This is a genomic window from Limosilactobacillus sp., from assembly GCF_040772465.1.
Taxonomy (GTDB): Bacteria; Bacillota; Bacilli; order Lactobacillales; family Lactobacillaceae; genus Limosilactobacillus.
In genome coordinates this window covers 167261-186271 of the sequence record NZ_JAXGYB010000001.1, presented here as the reverse complement: position 1 = coordinate 186271, position 19011 = coordinate 167261, and the positions used below count along the sequence as shown (strand labels likewise).

Here is a 19011-nt window from a genome sequence, read left to right as displayed (position 1 = left end):
TAAGCTGAAAAAAGAATATAAAGGAGTCAGCTAAGATGGGTGAACATAAACGTTTATTAGATACATTTAAGCCTGAACACTACGATGTCTATTTAGATATCAGCCGGGCAGACAAGACAATCAAAGGAACCACCACGATTACTGGTGAAGCGGTTCAATCACCAATTTCCATCAATCAAAAGTACCTGATGATTGATGACGTGACCGTTAATGACCAGGTCGTGCCATTTGACGTTAGTGAAAAAGATGAGGTGCTGAACGTCCAAGCACCACAAGGTAAAGTGACGGTTAAGATCGATTACCACGCTAAGCTGACTGACACGATGATGGGAATTTACCCGTCATACTACCAGGTGGATGGTCAAAAAAAGCAGTTGGTAGGAACGCAATTCGAAACTACGGCAGCCCGTCAGGCATTCCCGTGTGTTGATGAACCAGCAGCCAAGGCAACTTTCAGCCTGGCCATTAAGTTTGACGAACACAAGGGCGAAACCGTCATTGCTAACACGCCAGAGGATCACGTTAAGGACGGCGTGCACTACTTCAAGCAAACGGTACGGATGTCCACTTACTTGGTTGCCTTTGCCTTTGGTGAAATGCAGAGTAAGATCACTCACACCAAGAGCGGTGTCGAAGTTGGCGTCTTCAGTACCAAGGCCCACCAACCCAAAGAACTGGACTTTGCTTTGGACATTGCCAAGCGTTGCATTGAGTTCTACGAAGACTTCTACCAGACGCCATACCCACTGGATCATTCATACCAGCTGGCTTTACCTGACTTCTCAGCCGGTGCCATGGAAAACTGGGGCCTGATCACCTACCGGGAAGCTTACCTGACGGTTGATCCGGATAATACTACTTTGGAGAATAAACAGTTAGTTGCTACTGTCATCACACACGAACTGGCTCACCAGTGGTTCGGTGACCTGGTAACCATGAAGTGGTGGGATGATCTGTGGCTGAACGAAAGCTTTGCTAACATGATGGAATACGTTGCTGTCGATGCCCTCGAACCTGATTGGCATATCTGGGAAATGTTCCAGACCAGCGAAGCTCCGATGGCTTTGCAACGTGATGCTACCGATGGGGTTCAACCGGTCCACGTCGACGTCAACGATCCGGCGGAAATTGACTCCATCTTTGACGCAGCCATTGTCTACGCCAAGGGTTCACGGATGCTAGTCATGGTTCGCTCCTTGCTGGGTGACGACGCTCTGCGCAAGGGCTTGAAGAACTACTTTGCCGCTCACAAATACAGCAACGCTGCCGGTGACGATCTGTGGAAAGCCCTTGGTGACGCTTCAGGGATGGACATCGGGGCGATCATGCATTCATGGCTGGAACAACCCGGTTACCCAGTTGTCTCTGCCACCGTTGAAGACGGCCAGTTATTGCTTCGTCAACAGCAGTTCTTCATCGGTGAACACAAGGATGCCGGTCGGACTTGGCAGATCCCGTTGAATGCCAACTATGATGGTCTTCCAGAAATCATGAAAGACTCAGAAATCAAAGTGGGTGACTACAGCAAGCTGCGCGAGCAAGCTGGCAAGCCACTAATCATCAATGATGGCAACAATTCACACTTTATCGTGAAATATGATGACCAGTTGATGAAAGATATTCTGGATCATCTGGATGCACTGTCCCCAATTGACCAACTGGCTATCTTACAGGATGCCCGGTTACTAGCTCAGGGTCAGCAACGTTCTTACGCAGAACTGGTTCCGCTGATTATGCGCTTTGCTAACAGCCATTCTGCCGTGGTTAACAACGCCTTGTACCGGATTGCTAACTACCTCAAGAACTTCGTCACCCCAGGTGAAACTGAAGATCAGCTGCGCAAACTCTTTGGCAAACTCAGCCACGAACAGATGCAACGTCTGGGTTGGGAAAGCCAGGAAGGCGAGAGCAACGATGACCAACTGACCCGTCCTTACATCCTCAGCGCCGCCCTGTACGCCAAGGATGAGGATGCCATTCAAGCGGCTCACCGTCTCTTCGAAGCTTTCCAGGACAAGCCGGCTGATCTGGCAGCCGATGTGCGGCTCTTTGTTCTGCGCAATGAAGTGCAGAATTACGGCAGCGGAGTTCTCTTCGATCATCTGCTGAACGACTATGTTCAGACGTCTGATCCTTCCTACAAGGAAGACATCTGCGCTGCTTTGACCAGTACACCAGATGACCAATTGCTGGCTAAGTTAGTTGATAAGTTTGAAGATGCAGCTACGATTAAGCCACAAGACCTGCGTGCCTGGTACCGTGGTGTCCTGGCCAACCAAAAGGGCCAGCAGCGTGCCTGGGATTGGCTGCGTGACCAGTGGGATTGGTTGGATAAGACCGTCGGTGGTGACATGGAATTTGCTACCTACATTACGGTGACAGCCGGTATCTTCCACACAACCAAGCGTTTGAACGAATTTAAAGACTTCTTCAATCCAAAGATCAACACACCAGGCTTGACCCGTGAAATCAAGATGGACACCAACATCATCGCGGGGAAGGCTTCTCTGGTTGAGGACGAAGGCAAGGCCGTCAATGAAGCCATTGCTAAGGAACTGTAAAAAGATAATTTAATTCCAATTACATAGAAAAAGATCCCTCTGGAATTTGTGATCAAATTCTGGATGGATCTTATTTTTTGATGTGCTATTATTTTTTCCACAAGAAATTGACTAAGGCACGATCAACTTGCTTATTTTCATGAAGTTTGCTGTGTTGTCCCATTCGCCCAGTTATTTCTAGTTCATGATAAGATTTGGCCCGTGGTTTCACCAGATACTTATATGATTTAGCTGAATTGACGGGAACTTGGCCGTCTGAATGACTGCCATCCTTTAAATCACCATAGATATTAAGAACTTTGGCAGTTTGAGGATAGTTGTGTCGCAATTTCAGTAATCCCTTGTATTCTGAAACCATGTGGTTGGGTTTACCTAACGACTGAGAGATGATTTTGTAATGCTTAGCATTGCCGATCGCATTGAGGCCATTGTAGTGACCGGCGATGGAAACTTGTTTCTCAAGGGTTGGCATATGTGGATCGTTACCATGATCAAGAATATAGTAAGCAATCTGCATGTTACCCATGGAGTGACCAACTAAGTTCATCTTTTGAAAATGGTACTTCTTTTGCATGGCCAGGACGACATCAGTGACGTAACGACTGACGTGTTGGTAGCCTTTGGCATTATTGTCCTTGGCGCTGGTAATGCTCTTATTATCTAGCAAATTAACTTCGATGATTGGGTTTCGTGCGCCACGAGGAATACTACCGTGCCAAGACACGTGACCTGATTTAGCTACATCGGCCCGAACAACAGTATTGGAGACACCTTCATTTTTGGCGTAGTTGACCATCTGACGTTCTGCACGGTAGCTGCTGCCCCAGCCGTGAACGAAGAGGGTAGGGGTGGTTGAAGAAATGTATTGTTTGCTGTGGATGCTTCGGTGGATGAATCGCCCAGCAAAGAAGATTCCGCCAATGATAATCACAAAAGCGAGAACAAGGGTAATTATTTTACGACGTCTAGTCATCTCAGAGACTCCTTTGATGAAAATATACCTATGAAGCAGTTATTAACGGACGCGTTTGAAATGCAGATGCACACCACCGTCTGCTAATTTTTGAGCACCGGTGAATGCAAAAGTGTCGTCGACGTACTCACCCATCGTATCAAAGAATGAACGGATTTCATCGTTACCATTGATGTGCGGTGCTACTACTAAGGATAATTCATCGACTAAGTGTTGCCGCAGGAAGACACCGTTAATAATGGCGCCACCAGAAACAACCAGCGGGTCGATGGCATAGTGTTCTTTTAACTTCACTAGCAATTCGTTGAGGTCGAATTCACGTTCACCACAAACGATGTAGGGGATGTTTTTCTGCCGCAAAAATGCTAAGTAGTTCAGGGAAGCACTTTTTGTGACGGCTTCAATAACCCGCATCTTAAAACCATCCTGATTCCAGTAAGGAGTTGCCCAGTTTAACTTGCCATGACGGTCAAAAGAGATTGCCCACGTAGTTGTGTCAGGCAGGTTGGGAAGATAGTCGTCATAATTGATGCCGGTAGCATCATATTCACTAAAGTCATCTTTAGCTGGAGCCGCATTTTCGATCATGGTGGCACTGCCGTTGCCATTGGCATTACTCATTTTAAACAAGGCTGGACCATAATAAGCGCCTGATTCTGTGGACCCATATTGACCTTGGAACTTGCCATCGATTGAGACGTACATGTGGATAATTACTTTTGCTCGTTTCATGATTTTCCTCCTTTATTGCTTAAGCTACTTTTTTCATCACGGCTGCCATGATTTGGTCAGCATCGCCACGCAAAGTCAGATTTGCTCGACTATCAAAATCGTTAGCTGCCCGGTTGATGTTAACGACGGTTGCATGTGAGTTGACGTTGCTGTAATAACCGTTGGAACCTACCACAATGACGAGATCGGCCTGGGCCATCCATTCATTAGCCTGTTCGTATGCATGATCGTCGATGCCAATGTGATGAAAGATGGGATCTGGCGAGATTAAGCTACCACATGCTGGGCACCGTGGGACAGCTTCTTTGAGAATATTGATGTCATAAATTTTTCCACAATTGAGACAGTGATTGACATTCAATGATCGCCAAATATCAGCGACGTGCTTATTTCCAGCAATTTCATGAAGGTAATCGACGTTGGTCGTTACCACCCCGTCGAGTTTGCCGGTTTCTTCCAGTTTCGCTAGGGCACGGTGACTAGTTGTTGGGCCGTTATCAAAGATGGGATCGATGAAAATCCGGTGAAAGCCGCGATAAAAACTGGTAGGGTGTTGTTCGAGATTGCTTTCTGAGGACAATGACATGCTCGTAAGACCAGACAGATGTTGTAAATCTGGGATACCGGCAGCAGTGGAAATGCCAGCGCCGGTAATGGCGTAGGTATGTTGTGATTGGTTGATTAACTTTGCCAGTTGATCGATATCACTGTCAGTGAATGAGTTGGCTGTTTTACTAAAAAGACGCATAGTGAGGCCTCCTTAATATACTGGGACTAGGTGAATATGGGCATGACCAATTCGTTGGCCAGCGACCCGTCCGACGTGACTAAATATTTGATATCCTTGGGGATGAAATTCTTGGTCTAGCTTGGTTTTGGCTTGGTTTAGCAACTCAATCATTTGAATTTGAATGTCTTGATGAATGTCAAACCAAGTTACAAAGTGCTGTTTTGGAACGACCAGCAAGTGTCCCTTAGCCATCGGATGGATATCAAAGAAAGCTTTGGCACCATCGTTTTGGAGAATGATCTTGTTATCATCTAAATGGCAGAATACACAATTTCGGTTAAAGATATTGATCACCTTCATTCCATCCTGATTTCCTTAGTAATTTTGCTAATGATGGACTTGGTAAAAGATGGATCAAACTTGTTTTGATACTCAGTCTTCAAGATTTGACTTTTTTTCATTGAGACGTAGTCATCGATGACGGTGTTAACGGTGAGCTTATGCGACACCAGGTAATTGGGGTCGATTAGTTTGGGGATCATTAAGCGATCCTGTAATATCCATAATTCGGGCCGCGTTTTGTTAAAGATACTTTGTCGCTGGCCCTCATTAAAGAAGGCAATTTGTTGGTCATCATATTGACTGATGTGTGTCTGCAATCGCTCTAGCTTTTCGGGGAACTCATCATGAAGATCATGCAAAAAAATTGAAGATAGATGACTGTTTAAGACCAATGTTTTCTCTAGCTGTTGTTCGAGTGATTTGACCCACTCGTCAGCGCTGGTGGGAAATTGTGGGGCAGTAAATTGTTGTAAATACTGGATATATTCATCCACAACGGCGTCAATAATGTCTTCACGTGATTTGAAATGGCGATAGACAGTCGAACGACTAGCTGACATCATGTTGATAAAATCGTCCATTTTTAAATTTTCAAAACCAGTTTTGAGAAGCTGATTTAAAATTCGGTACACTAACTGTTTGCGTTTATCTTGTTTCATTTTGATCACCTTGATGGTTATTATACACATTTTTGAAATAAATGAAACATTTTTTATCTTTTTTATTTCAAAACAGTGAATAAAAAAGTCGCAGGAAATCGAAGACCTCTTGCGACTATCTTGTTTGACTATCGATAAAGCTTATAGGTTATCACCCAACTCATACTGGTACTTGGAGTTCAGCAGGGTATGGTGAATTAAGCTGTCCAACAATTCACGTGTTTTATCACTGATGTGGTCAGCCGTAGCGATGCTTTCCCTAGTCAAGAAGTCCTGTAGCTCTTGACCGGATAGCTTAGCAGCCTTGGCGTCAATTTCATCGACCCGGCCAACACCATAGCTCTGGCAGCCATCGCGGAAAGCATTAACTTCGTTGATGTAGTCGTGGTAGCGTGGTTCAACGACGACTTCGAGCAATTTGTGCATCCAGTAAGCACTGTTGATATCAAATTTTTCGTCAGCAGTCTTGTAGTTGGTTGGGGTGTCGTTGATGTTCGTGTAGAACGGAACGTACGGACTGTAGGCGTAGAAGCCAAAGTCAATCCACTGGATAGCAGCATATTCAGCAGGGACGTCGTTTCGAATTTGCAAGATGCTGGATTCCTGGTTACGGTCAAGGGCGATCGGACGGAACTTTTGCATATCTTTCTTGTCACCAGAAGCAAAGGTGTCGAATGGATCGTACTTGGTACCATTGTAGTGGGAACTCAGGAAGTACTGAACGTCTTCGATGGCGATCTTCTTTTCAGGTTTGCGTAACCACGGAATATCCTGACTGGTAGGATCTTGTTCAATCGATGGGTTAAACAGTTTTTGACCGTACCAAGTCCGCGGTGTGTTGTAGGTGGAGTCAGCTTCATTCTGACTGCCGAAAATGTTGCGGAAGTTAAACGTGCCAGGGTTTGGGTTGAGGTGGTGACGTTCAACGAAGTCCTTCAGGTCGGGGTCGCACAGGAAGTGGTCAGGGTCATTGAAGTCAAAGTCTTCGATGCACATGATGTTGGGACAAATTGCATAGCAATCATCCGGAATCCGTTCAGCAGCCCAGTGGTGACCAGCAGCCGTTTCGAAGTACCAGATTTCGTCTTTGTTGGAGAAGGCGATCCCGTTTGATTCACCAGTACCGTACTTTTCGATGTACTTACCCAGCAATTCAACCCCTTCACGTGGCGTCTTGATAAACGGCATCACGATGGAGAACATGGAGTCTTCATCGACACCGTTTTTGACCAGCGGGTCGTGGCCCAGACAACGGGGATTGGTCAGTTCGGTTTCGGTGGAGCTCATTGCAACGTTATATTGGTTGATGCCTTGTTCGCCCCAGATTCCCTTCATACCTTGGTCTTCGTTGCCGTTTGGTGTACTGGTGTAGCGGGCACCATCACCGTGAAGGTCGCATTCGAAGCCGTTGTACTTTGAAACGTAGTGAACGCCATCGTAGTTTTTGGCTGGGATGACAACGAACTTCTTTGGGTTGATACCGTCGTAGCCGTCTTCATCGCGGGCAATAATGGTTGATCCGTCCATGGATGCGCACTTGCCAACGAGGATGGCAGTACATGATGAACCTTGAATTTTATGCTTTGACATTGAGATACCCCTTTCGCGTTAAAACGATAATGTAAACACTTTAATTATAACGCACCCAATCTTTTCAGTGCCACCAGCGTTTGTTGAACATGATCCAGAGGCAAATGCCCATTAAGATGAGGGCGATCAGGACGGTGATTTGCCAGGCAAAAGCAGAATTGGCAAATGGCAATGTTTTGACGTTTTCCCCATAGAAACCAGACACGATTGTCGGAATTGACAGGACGATCGAGTAGACAGTCAGGAACTTCATCGTTTCGTTTAGGTTGCTGTCCAAAACTTTGGTATAGGCATTGGACACCCGCTCAGAAACGTCCGATGTCATCTGGGCCATTTCTAGACCTTGCTGGGCTTCGACAATGACGTCATCCAAGTCGTTCTGTTGCTTGGTGGAAAGATCGGGGTAACGCCGCTTCAGTTCTTCCAACAAAGAAACGTTGCCTTTGAGTGACGTCAAAATATAAACAAGACCAGTTTCAATTTCCGTCATCTCGGTAATGGCTTTACGGGCAGTATGCTTGCCCAGACTTTCCTGGAGCTGTTGTCGCTGCTGGTCAGCCTTGCGGAGCGGACCAAAATAGGCCGTTGACAACTGGTAGAGGACCGGGAAAACCAGGTTAAAGCGATCGGAAATGCTGCCATTTTTTTGTAACAAGGCTAATTCTTTGGCAATTAATCCGTTGACAAAGTTGGTCTGTGCATTGGTAAACGTGATGAGGTTGTTACGCGTCAGCATAATGCCGATGGGAGCAGTTTGCGCTGAAGCTTGGGAATGTGTTGGCACGTAGACGTCGAAGATCAGCAGGGTCACGCCAGCCGCTGGGTCAACTTCTACCCGGGCTTTTTCGTACGGGTCAATAGCGTAGCCAAGCATTTCCTGGGTAACTTCGTACTTATTGATCAAGGCTTGTCGTTCGTTGGGCAAGGGCTCAAAGACACTGATCCATTGGCTGTTGCTATTGATTTTTTCTGTGCTGAGCATGCGATTCCCTCCAATCTCTGTACCTAACTAATTGAACTATTTAATCTCGAAAAAGTAAAGCTAACAATCGGGAGATTATTGCTATAATGGTTCGAAACAGGAGGAATTTTGATGAAAGTACGGTGGACAATTGATGAGCAACTTTCTCAGCAGCAACAGCAGATAACATTGCGTGATTTGTTGCAGAAGCAGTGGCTGTTACCGCGACGTTTTGTGCATTTTTTGAGAATTGGTCGCCGGGTGCTTTTAAATGACCATTATCAATCGATGAATGCGGTGGTGCATCCTGGCGACCATGTTCAACTAAATTTCCTGGGAAACGAATTTCGGACGGCAACGTCTTCATATGTACCATCGACAGATCCTCGTTTGAATATTCTTTACGAGAATCGCGATTTATTGGTAGTCAATAAGCCGGCAGGCCAAAAATCGCATCCTAATTATGACGGTGAACCAGGAACACTGATGAACGATGTGGCTGGCTATCTGAAGCAAAGTTCCTCTTCTAGTGCGGCTTACATGGTTCACCGTTTGGATCAGCAGACCAGCGGGGCAATGATCGTGGCTAAAAACCCAGTGGTGGTGCCGATTCTTGACCGACTTATTAGTAGCGGTCAGATTCATCGTTATTATCTAGCAATTGTGGAGGGATCGTTGAGTCCAGATAGTGGTCGCTTCTCGTGGCCGATCGGTCGCGATCCGGAAGATAAACGCAAGCGGATGGTCGACGGCACTCATGCTCAGCATGCGCTTACCAACTATCAGGTTTTGAGCTTAGGCACGCGTGCTAGTCTCGTCAAGTTGCGGTTGGCGACGGGCCGCACTCATCAAATTAGGGTGCATTTGGCTCATTCGGGGCACCCCTTAGTTGGCGATCCATTGTACAATCCGGCATCACCAGTCAAGCGGCTAATGCTGCATGGTTATGCTCTGCGGCTTGTATTGCCCTTTAGTATGCAAACTTTAGCTATTCATGCTCCAACTCCTCGCTTTTTCAAGCAAAAACTGATAGACTTTGACTTAGAAAATAGAACTCAATAAGGAGGAATTAGTTGTCACTTTTAGCCAAACTTTATGGCCCGTTCTTCAGTCTTGAAAACTGGGAGAACGTCATTACATCCGGCCAGGACTGGTTGATCATTTTATCGTTGGTGATGATTGAATGTTTGCTTTCGGTAGATAATGCGATTGTACTGGCGGCTCAGACTCGGGTGTTGCCGACATTGAAGGAACAAGAAGAATCTCTCTTTTACGGGATTTGGGGTTCTTACCTCTTTCGGTTCCTAATTATCGGTGTCGGGACCTACCTTATCCATTTTTGGGAAATTAAGGTAATTGGGGCGGCTTATCTGATTTACCTGGTATACCGTTTCTTTAGTAGTAAATTCTTCGGTAAAAAGCCAGCACACCACCGTAGTCGACAACAGACGGCGAGGCTGCGTTCAAAGCTAAAGGGACGTAAGTTCTTCTGGTCGGTTGTCGCACAGATCGAATTTATGGATATCATTTTCTCCATTGATTCAGTGCTGGCGTCACTTGCTGTTTCCAGCAATCCGGTAGTGGTGCTGATCGGTGGGATGATTGGGATTCTCTGCATGCGAGGAATTGCTGAAGTGATTATCAAACTGATGAGAAAGATTCCAGAGTTGGAACCCATGGCCTACGTCTTGATTGCCATCATTGCGGTTAAGCTTTTCCTGACGATTCCAGCAATCGGTATTGAAATTCCTTCAGACTGGTTTGGCCTGTTTATTGTGGGGATCTTTGCAGTGACGCTGGTTATCCACTTTATCCGGCGGGCTAACCACGCAAGAAAGGGGAGAAAAGCAGATAATGGCGACTGATGCAACGACCGACAACTTTGATCAAGCAGTTGCTGGTCCCCTGACCATTGTTGATTTCTGGGCACCTTGGTGTGGTCCATGCAAGATGACTGAACCAGTGCTTAAAAAATTGGAAGAAAATTATGGATCGCAGATCAAATTTGTGCGTTTTAACGTCGATGGTCAGCAGGATCAGGCAACGAAATTTAAAGTTTACAGTGTGCCGTCACTAGTACTTTTTCGCAATGGAAAAGCCAAAGAAAAGGTGACAGGTGTTTATCCATACGACAAATTGGCACACTACTTAGAACGCAAAATAGCAGAATGACATTTACGGCGGGGCTGGCAATGAGTTTGCTGGTTCTGCTTTTTTGTTTGGGCTCTCTGTACGAGTTGGTTGCCCAGATAACGTGCTCCCAACTCAGAGCCCTAAGTATCTAACTACGAACGGCCGTCGCCCCGTTTCGTGCCAACGTCCGTCCTAGGTTAGGTCACCGGGCTCTTTGTACGAGTTGGTTGCCCAGATAACGTGCTCCCAACTCAGAGCCCTAAGTATCTAACTACGAACGGCAGCCGCCCCATTCTGTGCCAGCTCCCGTTCTAGGTTAGATCACCGGGCTCTCTGTACGAGTTGGTCGCACTTCCCAATCGCGAAAACCCACCGAGCTCCTAGAGGATAGCTACAGACGAACGCCGACACGTGAACGTGCCAACGTCCGTCCTAGGCTATCCCATCCGGAGCTCCGAGAAGGTGGTTTTTCAGCTTATATATTGCAATCGTTTCCATAATATGGTATCTTACAGATAGACGTAAAACGATTTACAAGATGGAAGTAGACCTTTGAGGAGGGAACGAAATGTCAAACAAAGTTGCAATTTTAGGAAGTATTAATGTCGACACCACTTACCACGTTGAGCGGTTCCCACAACCTGGTGAAACGATTGCCGCACTGAGCAAGAGCTCTGCAGCTGGTGGCAAGGGTGCCAACCAAGCCGTTGCCGCTGCTCGTTCTGGTGCCAAGACTTACTTTATCGGTAAGGTCGGGGATGATAATGAAGGCGAGTTTATGCTGGAATCCTTGAAGGACGAAGGCATTGACACGTCATGCATCCGTGTAGATCATGGCCACGGCACTGGCACGGCGGCTATCACTCTCGACGCTAATGGGCAAAACGACATCATGGTCTATGGTGGTGCTAACCAGGCCCTGACAATTGATGACTTGAAGGGTACAGATAGCGTTTTGGACGACGTCGACTTTTTGATCAGTCAGTTTGAAACTCCACAAGTTGTTACGACTGCGGCTTTTAAGGAAGCTAAGAAGCATAACGTAACGACTATCCTTAATCCTGCTCCAGCTAAAACGATCCATCCAGATCTGTTGAAGTACACTGACATGGTTACCCCAAACGAAACCGAAAGTGCCTTGCTTTCAGGAATCAAGCTGGACGGCGAAGACAGTATGGTTAAGACCGCTAAGTTCTTTGCAAGTCAGGGCGTAAAGTACACACTGATTACTCTTGGATCTAAGGGTGTCTTTTACGCAACTCCTGAGGGTCATGGCTTAGTACCAGCATTTAAGGTTAAGGCTGTTGACACGACTGCTGCTGGTGACACCTTCATCGGCGCAACAGTGTCACAGCTGCATAAGAACCTTGATAACGTTGAGGATGCCCTGGTTTATGGGCAACGGGCTTCCAGTCTGACGGTTCAACAGATGGGCGCCATGCCATCAATCCCAACGGGTGAAAAAGTTCGCGAAGCTTTGGATCGTGACTAAATACTCTTTGTTCGCTTCCTAATGCCTAACAAGAGTACACTAAAGCTGGATATTTGGGATAGGGAGGAAGCAAAAATGAACGATAGTCAAAACAAAGCATATGATCATCTACACCAAGAACTGTTAAAGCAGGTTCGGCCGACGCAGCGTGCGTATTTGGACGTGTACTTTGGTAAAGATGCAGGTTATGAAGACGACAAAATGGCGGCCTTGAACTTCTTGGCTCATCACGACGTGAATGATGACACCACTGAGGCAATCTGCAAGCTAATGATGCAGCAAAATATCAGTCATTACCTGGGACATGGTCAGGAGAAACAGCGCCTTCAAGAGCAATATAAGGATTTGCAGACAATTGATGCGGCGATGGGTGCCCGACTAGGATCGAATATTGCATCGGATTCGCCGAAGATGGCGGATTTAGCTAAGTTGAAACATGACAGAGATGAGTAAAGAAAAAGAGCGACAAAAAAATGTCGCTCTTTTTCTTTATGCTATTTTTCCTGGTTGAAACGCGGCCGGTAATGCTGGTAAAGCAGCATGCCGATGATCAAGGTTGCTGTATCCGCGGCGGCTTGGGCTGCCAGGATTCCCGTATAACCAAAGAGATGGTTCAGGACAACTAAGGCAATGTAGAAGCAGATACCCTGCCGTGCTAATGCTAGTAGAAATGCCGGAACAGCTTTTCCTAGTGATTGGAAAGTGGTGGTGAAGACCAAAATTGCACCGGCAAAAGCGGTTGAGGACACGAGCCAACGGACCATCAGGGTACCTTCACGGACAATAGTTGGCCGGTTCATGAAGAAACGGATGAATTGTGGGGCGAAGATTTGGATGATAATGGTCATCACGAGGGCAAAGCCTACGACCACTTGGAGATCAAACTTGATAGTTTCGTTGTAGCGCTTCTTATCTTTGGCACCATAGGTATATCCGATCAGTGGTTGGGCGCCATAAGCAAAGCCAACGAAAATCATGGAAATGATCATGCTGACTTTAATGGCGATCCCCATGGCTGCCACACTGTCGGCACCGTAGTGGATGAGATAACGATTGGTCATGGCTGCAGCAAATGTCGTCATCAGGTTGATGATAGAAGCTGGAATCCCGATTTCCAATACTTGGCGAACAAATTCCATCGGTAGGTGAGCATGACGAGGATTAAACGAGAGATAATGACTCTTTTTGACCATGAAGTAAACCATTAATACGTCACCGATGACGGTACTAGTGACGGTGGCAAGAGCGGAACCCGCAGCACCGAGACCACATGTGAAGATGAAGAATGGATTTAAGAAAATGTTGATAACCGTACCAACCATGCTAGAAATCATGGATTGAACGGCCAACCCTTCAGTCCGTAAAGTATTGGTTGGTGTCAAACCAAAAATGATGAAGGGTGCTCCGGCCGCAATCACTAAGTAGTATTCACGAGCATATTTCCATGTGGCCTGGGAAGCACCAAGCATATGAATGAAAGGTGTCTGCCAGATGAAAAGAGCAATGCCAATAATGATGCCACAGATGATAGCAGCGTAGCAACATGTACTATTAACATTCCGGGCGAGCTCATTACGCTTTTCCCCGAAGAGCCGTGAGATCAGGGAACTGCCGCCAATACCGAAGATGTCGCCGATAGCAATCATTAAGGTAAAGAGTGGTGCACCTTGAGATACTCCAGCCACCAGAGCAGGGATGCCGGTCTTAGCGACAAAGTAGGTGTCAACCATGTTATAAAACAGGGTTACCAGCATACTGAGGGCGATTGGCAGTGCAAGTGTAAAATAAGCTTTTTTAATTGATGTATTTTCAAATAAATCTTGCATATTAATCCTCCGAGTGTAAATCGACAAGTAATTATTCTATACTTTTAACCCACAAAAGCCAAACAATGTGTGACATAAATAGGTTATTTAATCGCCTTTGAACGAACTTTCTAAAAGTTAGCGTTGACATATGTTCAATGTGGTGCGACGATGAAACCAATTCAACAAAGAAAGGGCGATTTTTGATGGCAAAAGTTGAAAGTTTTACATTAGACCATACTAAGGTCAAGGCTCCATATGTTCGTTTAATTACGGTTGAAAAAGGACAAAAGGGTGACGAGATTAGTAACTATGACCTGCGTTTAGTTCAACCAAACGTGAACGCTATTCCAACCGCCGGCCTGCACACGATTGAACACTTGTTAGCAGGTTTGCTGCGTGACCGTCTGGACGGTGTTATTGACTGTTCACCATTTGGCTGCCGGACTGGTTTCCACTTGATCACTTGGGGTCGTCACAGCACGACCGAAGTCGCTAAGGCTTTGAAGTCATCACTGGAACAAATCGCCTACCATACTGAATGGAAGGATGTCCAAGGTACTACCATTAAGAGTTGTGGTAACTACCGTGACCACTCACTCTTCTCAGCTAAGGAATGGTCTAAGAAGATCCTGTCCGAAGGCATCAGCGACGATCCGTTTGAACGTCACGTGGTTGATTAAAGAGTAAGCTGATAAAACAACCTTCTAGGAGCCCCAGTGAGATAGCCGAGGATAACCGTTGATACGGAACGGGTCGACGGATTGTCCGTAGCTATCTTTAAGGGGCTCGGTTATTTATCGCGATTGTTGCATGATAAGTTATTTCTGCTTTTAATTAGAAATTTTTTAAAAAATCACAAATTACCTATTGTACAAAAACCCCCTCAATGGTTACAATTGCTGTTGAGGATCTCTATGTGAGAGATCATATCTATTGTTTTCTAGAAAAGGAGAAGGAAATTCATGAGTACCAAATTAGATCATCAATCTGTTGATGCGCTGCGTTTCTTGGCTGCTGACATGATTCAAAAAGCCAACAGTGGTCACCCAGGTGTTGCGATTGACATCGCCCCAATGGCTTACCAGCTTTGGGAAAAGAACATGAACTTCAACCCAGAAGATCCTAAGTGGATCAACCGGGACCGTTTTGTTCTGTCCGCTGGTCACGGTTCATCACAACTTTACGCTCTGCTGCACTTCAACGGCTTTGGCGTTTCAATGGATGACATCAAGCAGTTCCGTCAATGGGGTTCATTGACTCCAGGCCACCCAGAATACGGCCACACCCCTGGTGTTGACGCTACTACTGGTCCTCTGGGCCAAGGTATCTCAATGGCTGTCGGCATGGCACTTGCCGAAAAGCACCTGGCTGCTGTTTACAACAAGCCTGGCTACGATGTCATTGACCACTACACTTACACCATTCTTGGTGATGGTGACCTGAACGAAGGTGTCAGTGAAGAAGCACTGAACATCGCCGGTGACAAGGGTCTTGGCAAGCTGATTGCTCTGTACGACTCTAACGACGTTACCCTTGACGGTCCTCTGTCATTGAGTACTAGTGAAAAGGTTAAGGAACGTGTTGAAGCAGCTGGCTGGGACTACCAGTTAGTTGAACAAGGTAACACTGACCTTGACGACATTGACGCTGCTATCAAGCATGCCCAACACACTAGCAAGCCATCAATGATCGAAATCAAGACCACTATCGGTTACGGCAGTCCACAAGCTGGCACTAACGCCGTTCACGGTAACCCACTGGGTGAAGACAACCTGAAGGCTATGCGTGAAAAGCTTGGCTGGAGCTACAAGCCATTTGAATTCCCTAAGGAAATCACTGACAACTTTGACAAGTGCGTAGCTGCTAAGAAGCCAGCTTACGATGCTTGGAAGAAGATGTACGACGAATACACCAGCAAGTACCCAGAAGATGCAAAACACCTGACTTCTGCAAAGCTTGACACTGATGGCCTGAAGTCATCATTCAAGCCTGGCGATGAAGTTGCTACCCGTGTTGCATGCAACGACGCTCTGCAACAATTAGCAGCTAAGAACCCTCAACTTTGGGGCGGTGCTGCTGACCTGTACTCATCAAACAAGACTTACCTGTCAGACGACGGCGACTTCACTGCTGACAATCCGAAGGGCCGCAACGTATACTTCGGTATTCGTGAATTCGGTATGGCTACTTCCGTCAACGGGATCAACCTTCACGGTGGTTCTCGCTTCTTCGGTAGCACCTTCTTCGTATTTAGCGACTACCTTCGTGGTGCCGTTCGTGTCGCAGCTCTGATGCACCTGCCATCAATCTTCATCTTCTCACACGACTCCATTGCCGTTGGTGAAGACGGTCCTACCCACGAACCAATTGAACAACTGGCAAGCTTCCGTGCAATGCCTGGTCTGAACGTTATTCGTCCAGCCGACGCTCACGAAATGATCTCTGCTTGGAAGTTCATCGGTGCTAAGACTGATGCTCCTACGATGCTGGTTGCTTCACGTCAGAAGCTGCCTGTTCTGAAGGAAACTGAAGATGCCCCAGTTGAAAAGGGTGGTTACATCCTGGCCGACTCCGACAAGGACACTCCAGATGGCATTCTGATTGCTTCTGGTTCTGAAGTTGCTCTGGCACTTAATGCCAAGAAGGAACTGGCAAAGCAAGGTGTTGACGTACGTGTCGTATCAATGCCAAGCACCGACCTGTTCAACCAACAATCAGCTGACTACCGTGAAAAGGTTCTGCCAAAGGCTGTTACTAAGCGGATGGCAATCGAAATGGCTGCTAGCCAAACCTGGTACCAATACACTGGTCTTGACGGTGCTGTCTTCGGCATCGACAAGTTTGGTGCTTCTGCACCGGGTCCACAAGTCATCGAAAAGTATGGCTTCACGGTTGACAACGTTGTTAAGAGTTTCAAGGACTTGCTCAACAAGTAAGCACATAAACCATAAATTTTTGAAGGTTGCATAACCTTTCCCCCGAAAGTCGCCCAAATGTGGGCGGCTTTTTTTGTTGTTGATAGCTGCACATTGGGAAACCAGGTTATTCAACTATGATAAAATTACTGCAAAGGGAGGATGGGCTGATGAGAGAATACGTCAACGACCAGCTAAATGACCGGGAACGCGTAGAAGTGGCTAAGCTTGAGTACCAGGAATTGCAACTTGACCAGCGAATCACCTTATCTGGTGGCCAATACCTTGGTGAAGTTTGGCAACTTTCACCGGTTGGTTTCCGGGCATTTGCGATTGCAGACTCTTTAGCTGATCCTCATGAAGTGACCGTTCTCTACCGGGGCTCCACCATGATGCCTCTTGATCCTGATGTGTGGACTAGCGAATGGCTTGATACGAACCTACCGATCGGTCGTGCTTTAATGAGCCAACACCATCACGTACCAAAACAATTAGTAGAAGCCAGTCGGTGGCTGTCCCAGTTAATAAAGTTAGCGCCCCGAGCTAAATTCTACGTTTATGGTCATTCATTGGGATCAATCAATGCTCAATATGCCATTATCATGTGTCATCACCCAGAGCAAATTGCCAATGCCTGGTTATATGAGGGATCGAACGTCTACCGTTTGTTGGACGCAGATGAGAGAAAGCAGGCTGTGCAGTTTAAGGGCCAGATTCAACAATACATTGATCCCCTAGATTCACTAGCGATTGGCTATACAGACTTTTCCCACGTCATCGGTCAGTTGCATTATGTTGATTCACTGTTGAAGCCACGGATCATTCAACACATGTGGGGTGGATACCGTTATGATGACCACGGAAGTTTACGTCTTCGAATGCCAGATGATCCTTTGGTGCAATCATGTCAAAACTTTACCCATGATTTGCTTACTAGCCACCCGTTGCAGATACCTGATGATGACAGTCAAACTATCACTAATTTGCGTAAGCTCATGGCTATGGCTGCTGAGCTACGGGAATCACTAATACAATGAATCTGAGCCTTGATAAGGCGCTAGTTAATGTTACAATGTGGATGAAAACAGTTTCATATTGATAATTGATTTGGCTTTTTATTGTGAATATTTCAATAGCACTATCGCTGACAACTGTTGATATGACTAGCACAATACTGTTTATCATTGATAACCATAATTGGTGGAAGGATGAACTTGTAATGAAGAAAACAATCGATGTTGATCAAACTCGTGATGGCCTTTGGATGGACACTAATATCACTTATGCTCAAGTTCCAGGTTGGTTAGGCAACACGACTCGGGATATGAAACTTACCGTCATCCGTCATTTCCAGACCGGTGATAACAAACGTTTTCCGGTGATTTTCTGGTTTGCCGGTGGTGGCTGGATGGATACCGACCAAAATGTGCATTTGCCTAACCTTGTTGATTTTGCTAACCATGGCTACATTGTGGTGGGTGTTGAATACCGCGACAGTAATAAGGTTCAGTTCCCTGGCCAACTCGAGGATGCAAAGGCTGCCATTCGATACATGCGTGCTAATGCCGATCGTTTCCAGGCTGATCCTAACCGTTTTGCAGTGCTGGGTGAGTCTGCAGGTGGTCATATGGCCAGCATGCTCGGTGTTACCAATGGCATCAAGAAATTTGATAAGGGTCAGTATCTAAACGTCTCCAGTGATGTTCAAGTAGCAGTGCCTTTCTATGGTGTTGTGGATCCGCTGAGTGCAAAGCAGAATAGTGCCAGTGACGACTTCGACTTTGTCTACCGCAATTTGTTGGGAGCAGAGCCTGAGGATGCCCCTGAGTTAGACCAGGCTGCCAATCCGATTCACTACATCGATGATAAAACAGTACCATTTTTGATCCTGCATGGGACGAAGGATGTTGTTGTTCCGGTCAGCGATAGCGAAAAACTGTATGACACGTTGCGTGCTCATGATGTTCCGGCAGATCTGTACGAAATTAACGGGGCTAGCCACATGGATGCCAAATTCCTGCAGCCACAAGTTTTGCAGATTGTGATGGACTTTTTAGCCAAGTACCTCAAATAAAAAGTATTAACAAAAAGATTGTTTGAGAAAAAGACAGTCGC

At 46.3% G+C, this 19011-nt stretch carries 18 protein-coding genes; 10 read left to right on the top strand and 8 right to left on the bottom strand.

The window, feature by feature from the left end:
• Positions 1-35 precede the first annotated feature (35 nt).
• A complete protein-coding gene (locus AB3114_RS00725) occupies positions 36-2561 on the top strand; it encodes a M1 family metallopeptidase (protein WP_367341346.1) in 2526 nt (841 codons plus the stop codon).
• Between the two features lie 88 nt (positions 2562-2649).
• Here the strand turns inward: AB3114_RS00725 and AB3114_RS00720 are convergent, their stop codons facing one another.
• The 7 genes from AB3114_RS00720 to AB3114_RS00690 all read right to left on the bottom strand — a co-directional run bounded on the left by AB3114_RS00720 (position 2650) and on the right by AB3114_RS00690 (position 8569).
• Complete coding sequence (locus tag AB3114_RS00720; RefSeq protein ID WP_367341345.1) at positions 2650-3534, bottom strand: alpha/beta hydrolase; 885 nt, start codon at positions 3532-3534, stop codon at positions 2650-2652.
• A gap of 42 nt (positions 3535-3576) precedes the next feature.
• On the bottom strand, positions 3577-4266 hold the full coding sequence (locus AB3114_RS00715; protein WP_367341344.1) for a dihydrofolate reductase family protein: 690 nt from the start codon (positions 4264-4266) through the stop codon (positions 3577-3579).
• 19 nt (positions 4267-4285) lie between these two features.
• Entirely contained in the window at positions 4286-5014 is a 729-nt protein-coding gene (locus tag AB3114_RS00710) for an NAD-dependent deacetylase (RefSeq protein ID WP_367341343.1), read from the bottom strand.
• Between the two features lie 12 nt (positions 5015-5026).
• The gene (locus tag AB3114_RS00705) at positions 5027-5350 is read right to left on the bottom strand and encodes an HIT family protein (RefSeq protein ID WP_367341342.1); all 324 of its coding nucleotides are present in this window, start codon (positions 5348-5350) and stop codon (positions 5027-5029) included.
• 2 nt (positions 5351-5352) lie between these two features.
• Positions 5353-5997: a TetR/AcrR family transcriptional regulator gene (locus AB3114_RS00700; protein WP_367341341.1), complete on the bottom strand. Its 645-nt coding sequence runs from the start codon at positions 5995-5997 to the stop codon at positions 5353-5355.
• Positions 5998-6138: 141 nt separating this feature from the next.
• Entirely contained in the window at positions 6139-7587 is a 1449-nt protein-coding gene (locus tag AB3114_RS00695) for a C69 family dipeptidase (protein WP_367341340.1), read from the bottom strand.
• Positions 7588-7651: 64 nt separating this feature from the next.
• On the bottom strand, positions 7652-8569 hold the full coding sequence (locus tag AB3114_RS00690; protein ID WP_367341339.1) for a magnesium transporter CorA family protein: 918 nt from the start codon (positions 8567-8569) through the stop codon (positions 7652-7654).
• Between the two features lie 111 nt (positions 8570-8680).
• Here AB3114_RS00690 and AB3114_RS00685 point away from each other — a divergent pair, with 111 nt between their 5' ends.
• The 5 genes from AB3114_RS00685 (at position 8681) to AB3114_RS00665 (ending at position 12626) form a co-directional block, all read left to right on the top strand.
• Positions 8681-9610: an RluA family pseudouridine synthase gene (locus tag AB3114_RS00685; protein ID WP_367341338.1), complete on the top strand. Its 930-nt coding sequence runs from the start codon at positions 8681-8683 to the stop codon at positions 9608-9610.
• A gap of 11 nt (positions 9611-9621) precedes the next feature.
• Entirely contained in the window at positions 9622-10413 is a 792-nt protein-coding gene (locus AB3114_RS00680) for a TerC family protein (RefSeq protein WP_367341337.1), read from the top strand.
• Positions 10403-10720 (top strand): thioredoxin, encoded by a 318-nt coding sequence (gene trxA / locus AB3114_RS00675; protein ID WP_367341336.1) that lies wholly within the window; start codon positions 10403-10405, stop codon positions 10718-10720. The genes AB3114_RS00680 and trxA overlap by 11 nt, the downstream gene beginning before the upstream one ends.
• A 529-nt stretch (positions 10721-11249) precedes the next feature.
• Positions 11250-12173, top strand: a complete 924-nt coding sequence (gene rbsK, locus AB3114_RS00670) for a ribokinase (protein WP_367341335.1) — start codon at positions 11250-11252, stop codon at positions 12171-12173.
• Between the two features lie 75 nt (positions 12174-12248).
• Entirely contained in the window at positions 12249-12626 is a 378-nt protein-coding gene (locus tag AB3114_RS00665; protein WP_367341334.1) for a hypothetical protein, read from the top strand.
• 41 nt (positions 12627-12667) lie between these two features.
• Here AB3114_RS00665 and AB3114_RS00660 read toward each other — a convergent pair whose 3' ends face one another.
• Complete coding sequence (locus AB3114_RS00660) at positions 12668-13999, bottom strand: MATE family efflux transporter (RefSeq protein ID WP_367341333.1); 1332 nt, start codon at positions 13997-13999, stop codon at positions 12668-12670.
• A 185-nt stretch (positions 14000-14184) separates the two neighbouring features.
• Here AB3114_RS00660 and AB3114_RS00655 point away from each other — a divergent pair, with 185 nt between their 5' ends.
• The 4 genes from AB3114_RS00655 to AB3114_RS00640 all read left to right on the top strand — a co-directional run bounded on the left by AB3114_RS00655 (position 14185) and on the right by AB3114_RS00640 (position 18970).
• On the top strand, positions 14185-14661 hold the full coding sequence (locus AB3114_RS00655) for an S-ribosylhomocysteine lyase (protein ID WP_367341332.1): 477 nt from the start codon (positions 14185-14187) through the stop codon (positions 14659-14661).
• Between the two features lie 282 nt (positions 14662-14943).
• Positions 14944-16917: a transketolase gene (gene tkt / locus AB3114_RS00650; protein WP_367341331.1), complete on the top strand. Its 1974-nt coding sequence runs from the start codon at positions 14944-14946 to the stop codon at positions 16915-16917.
• A 149-nt stretch (positions 16918-17066) separates the two neighbouring features.
• Positions 17067-17933 carry a hypothetical protein gene (locus AB3114_RS00645; protein ID WP_367341330.1) on the top strand — a complete coding sequence of 289 codons (867 nt, stop codon included), beginning with the start codon at positions 17067-17069 and terminating at the stop codon, positions 17931-17933.
• Positions 17934-18115: 182 nt separating this feature from the next.
• A complete protein-coding gene (locus tag AB3114_RS00640) occupies positions 18116-18970 on the top strand; it encodes an alpha/beta hydrolase fold domain-containing protein (RefSeq protein ID WP_367341329.1) in 855 nt (284 codons plus the stop codon).
• Positions 18971-19011 lie beyond the last annotated feature (41 nt).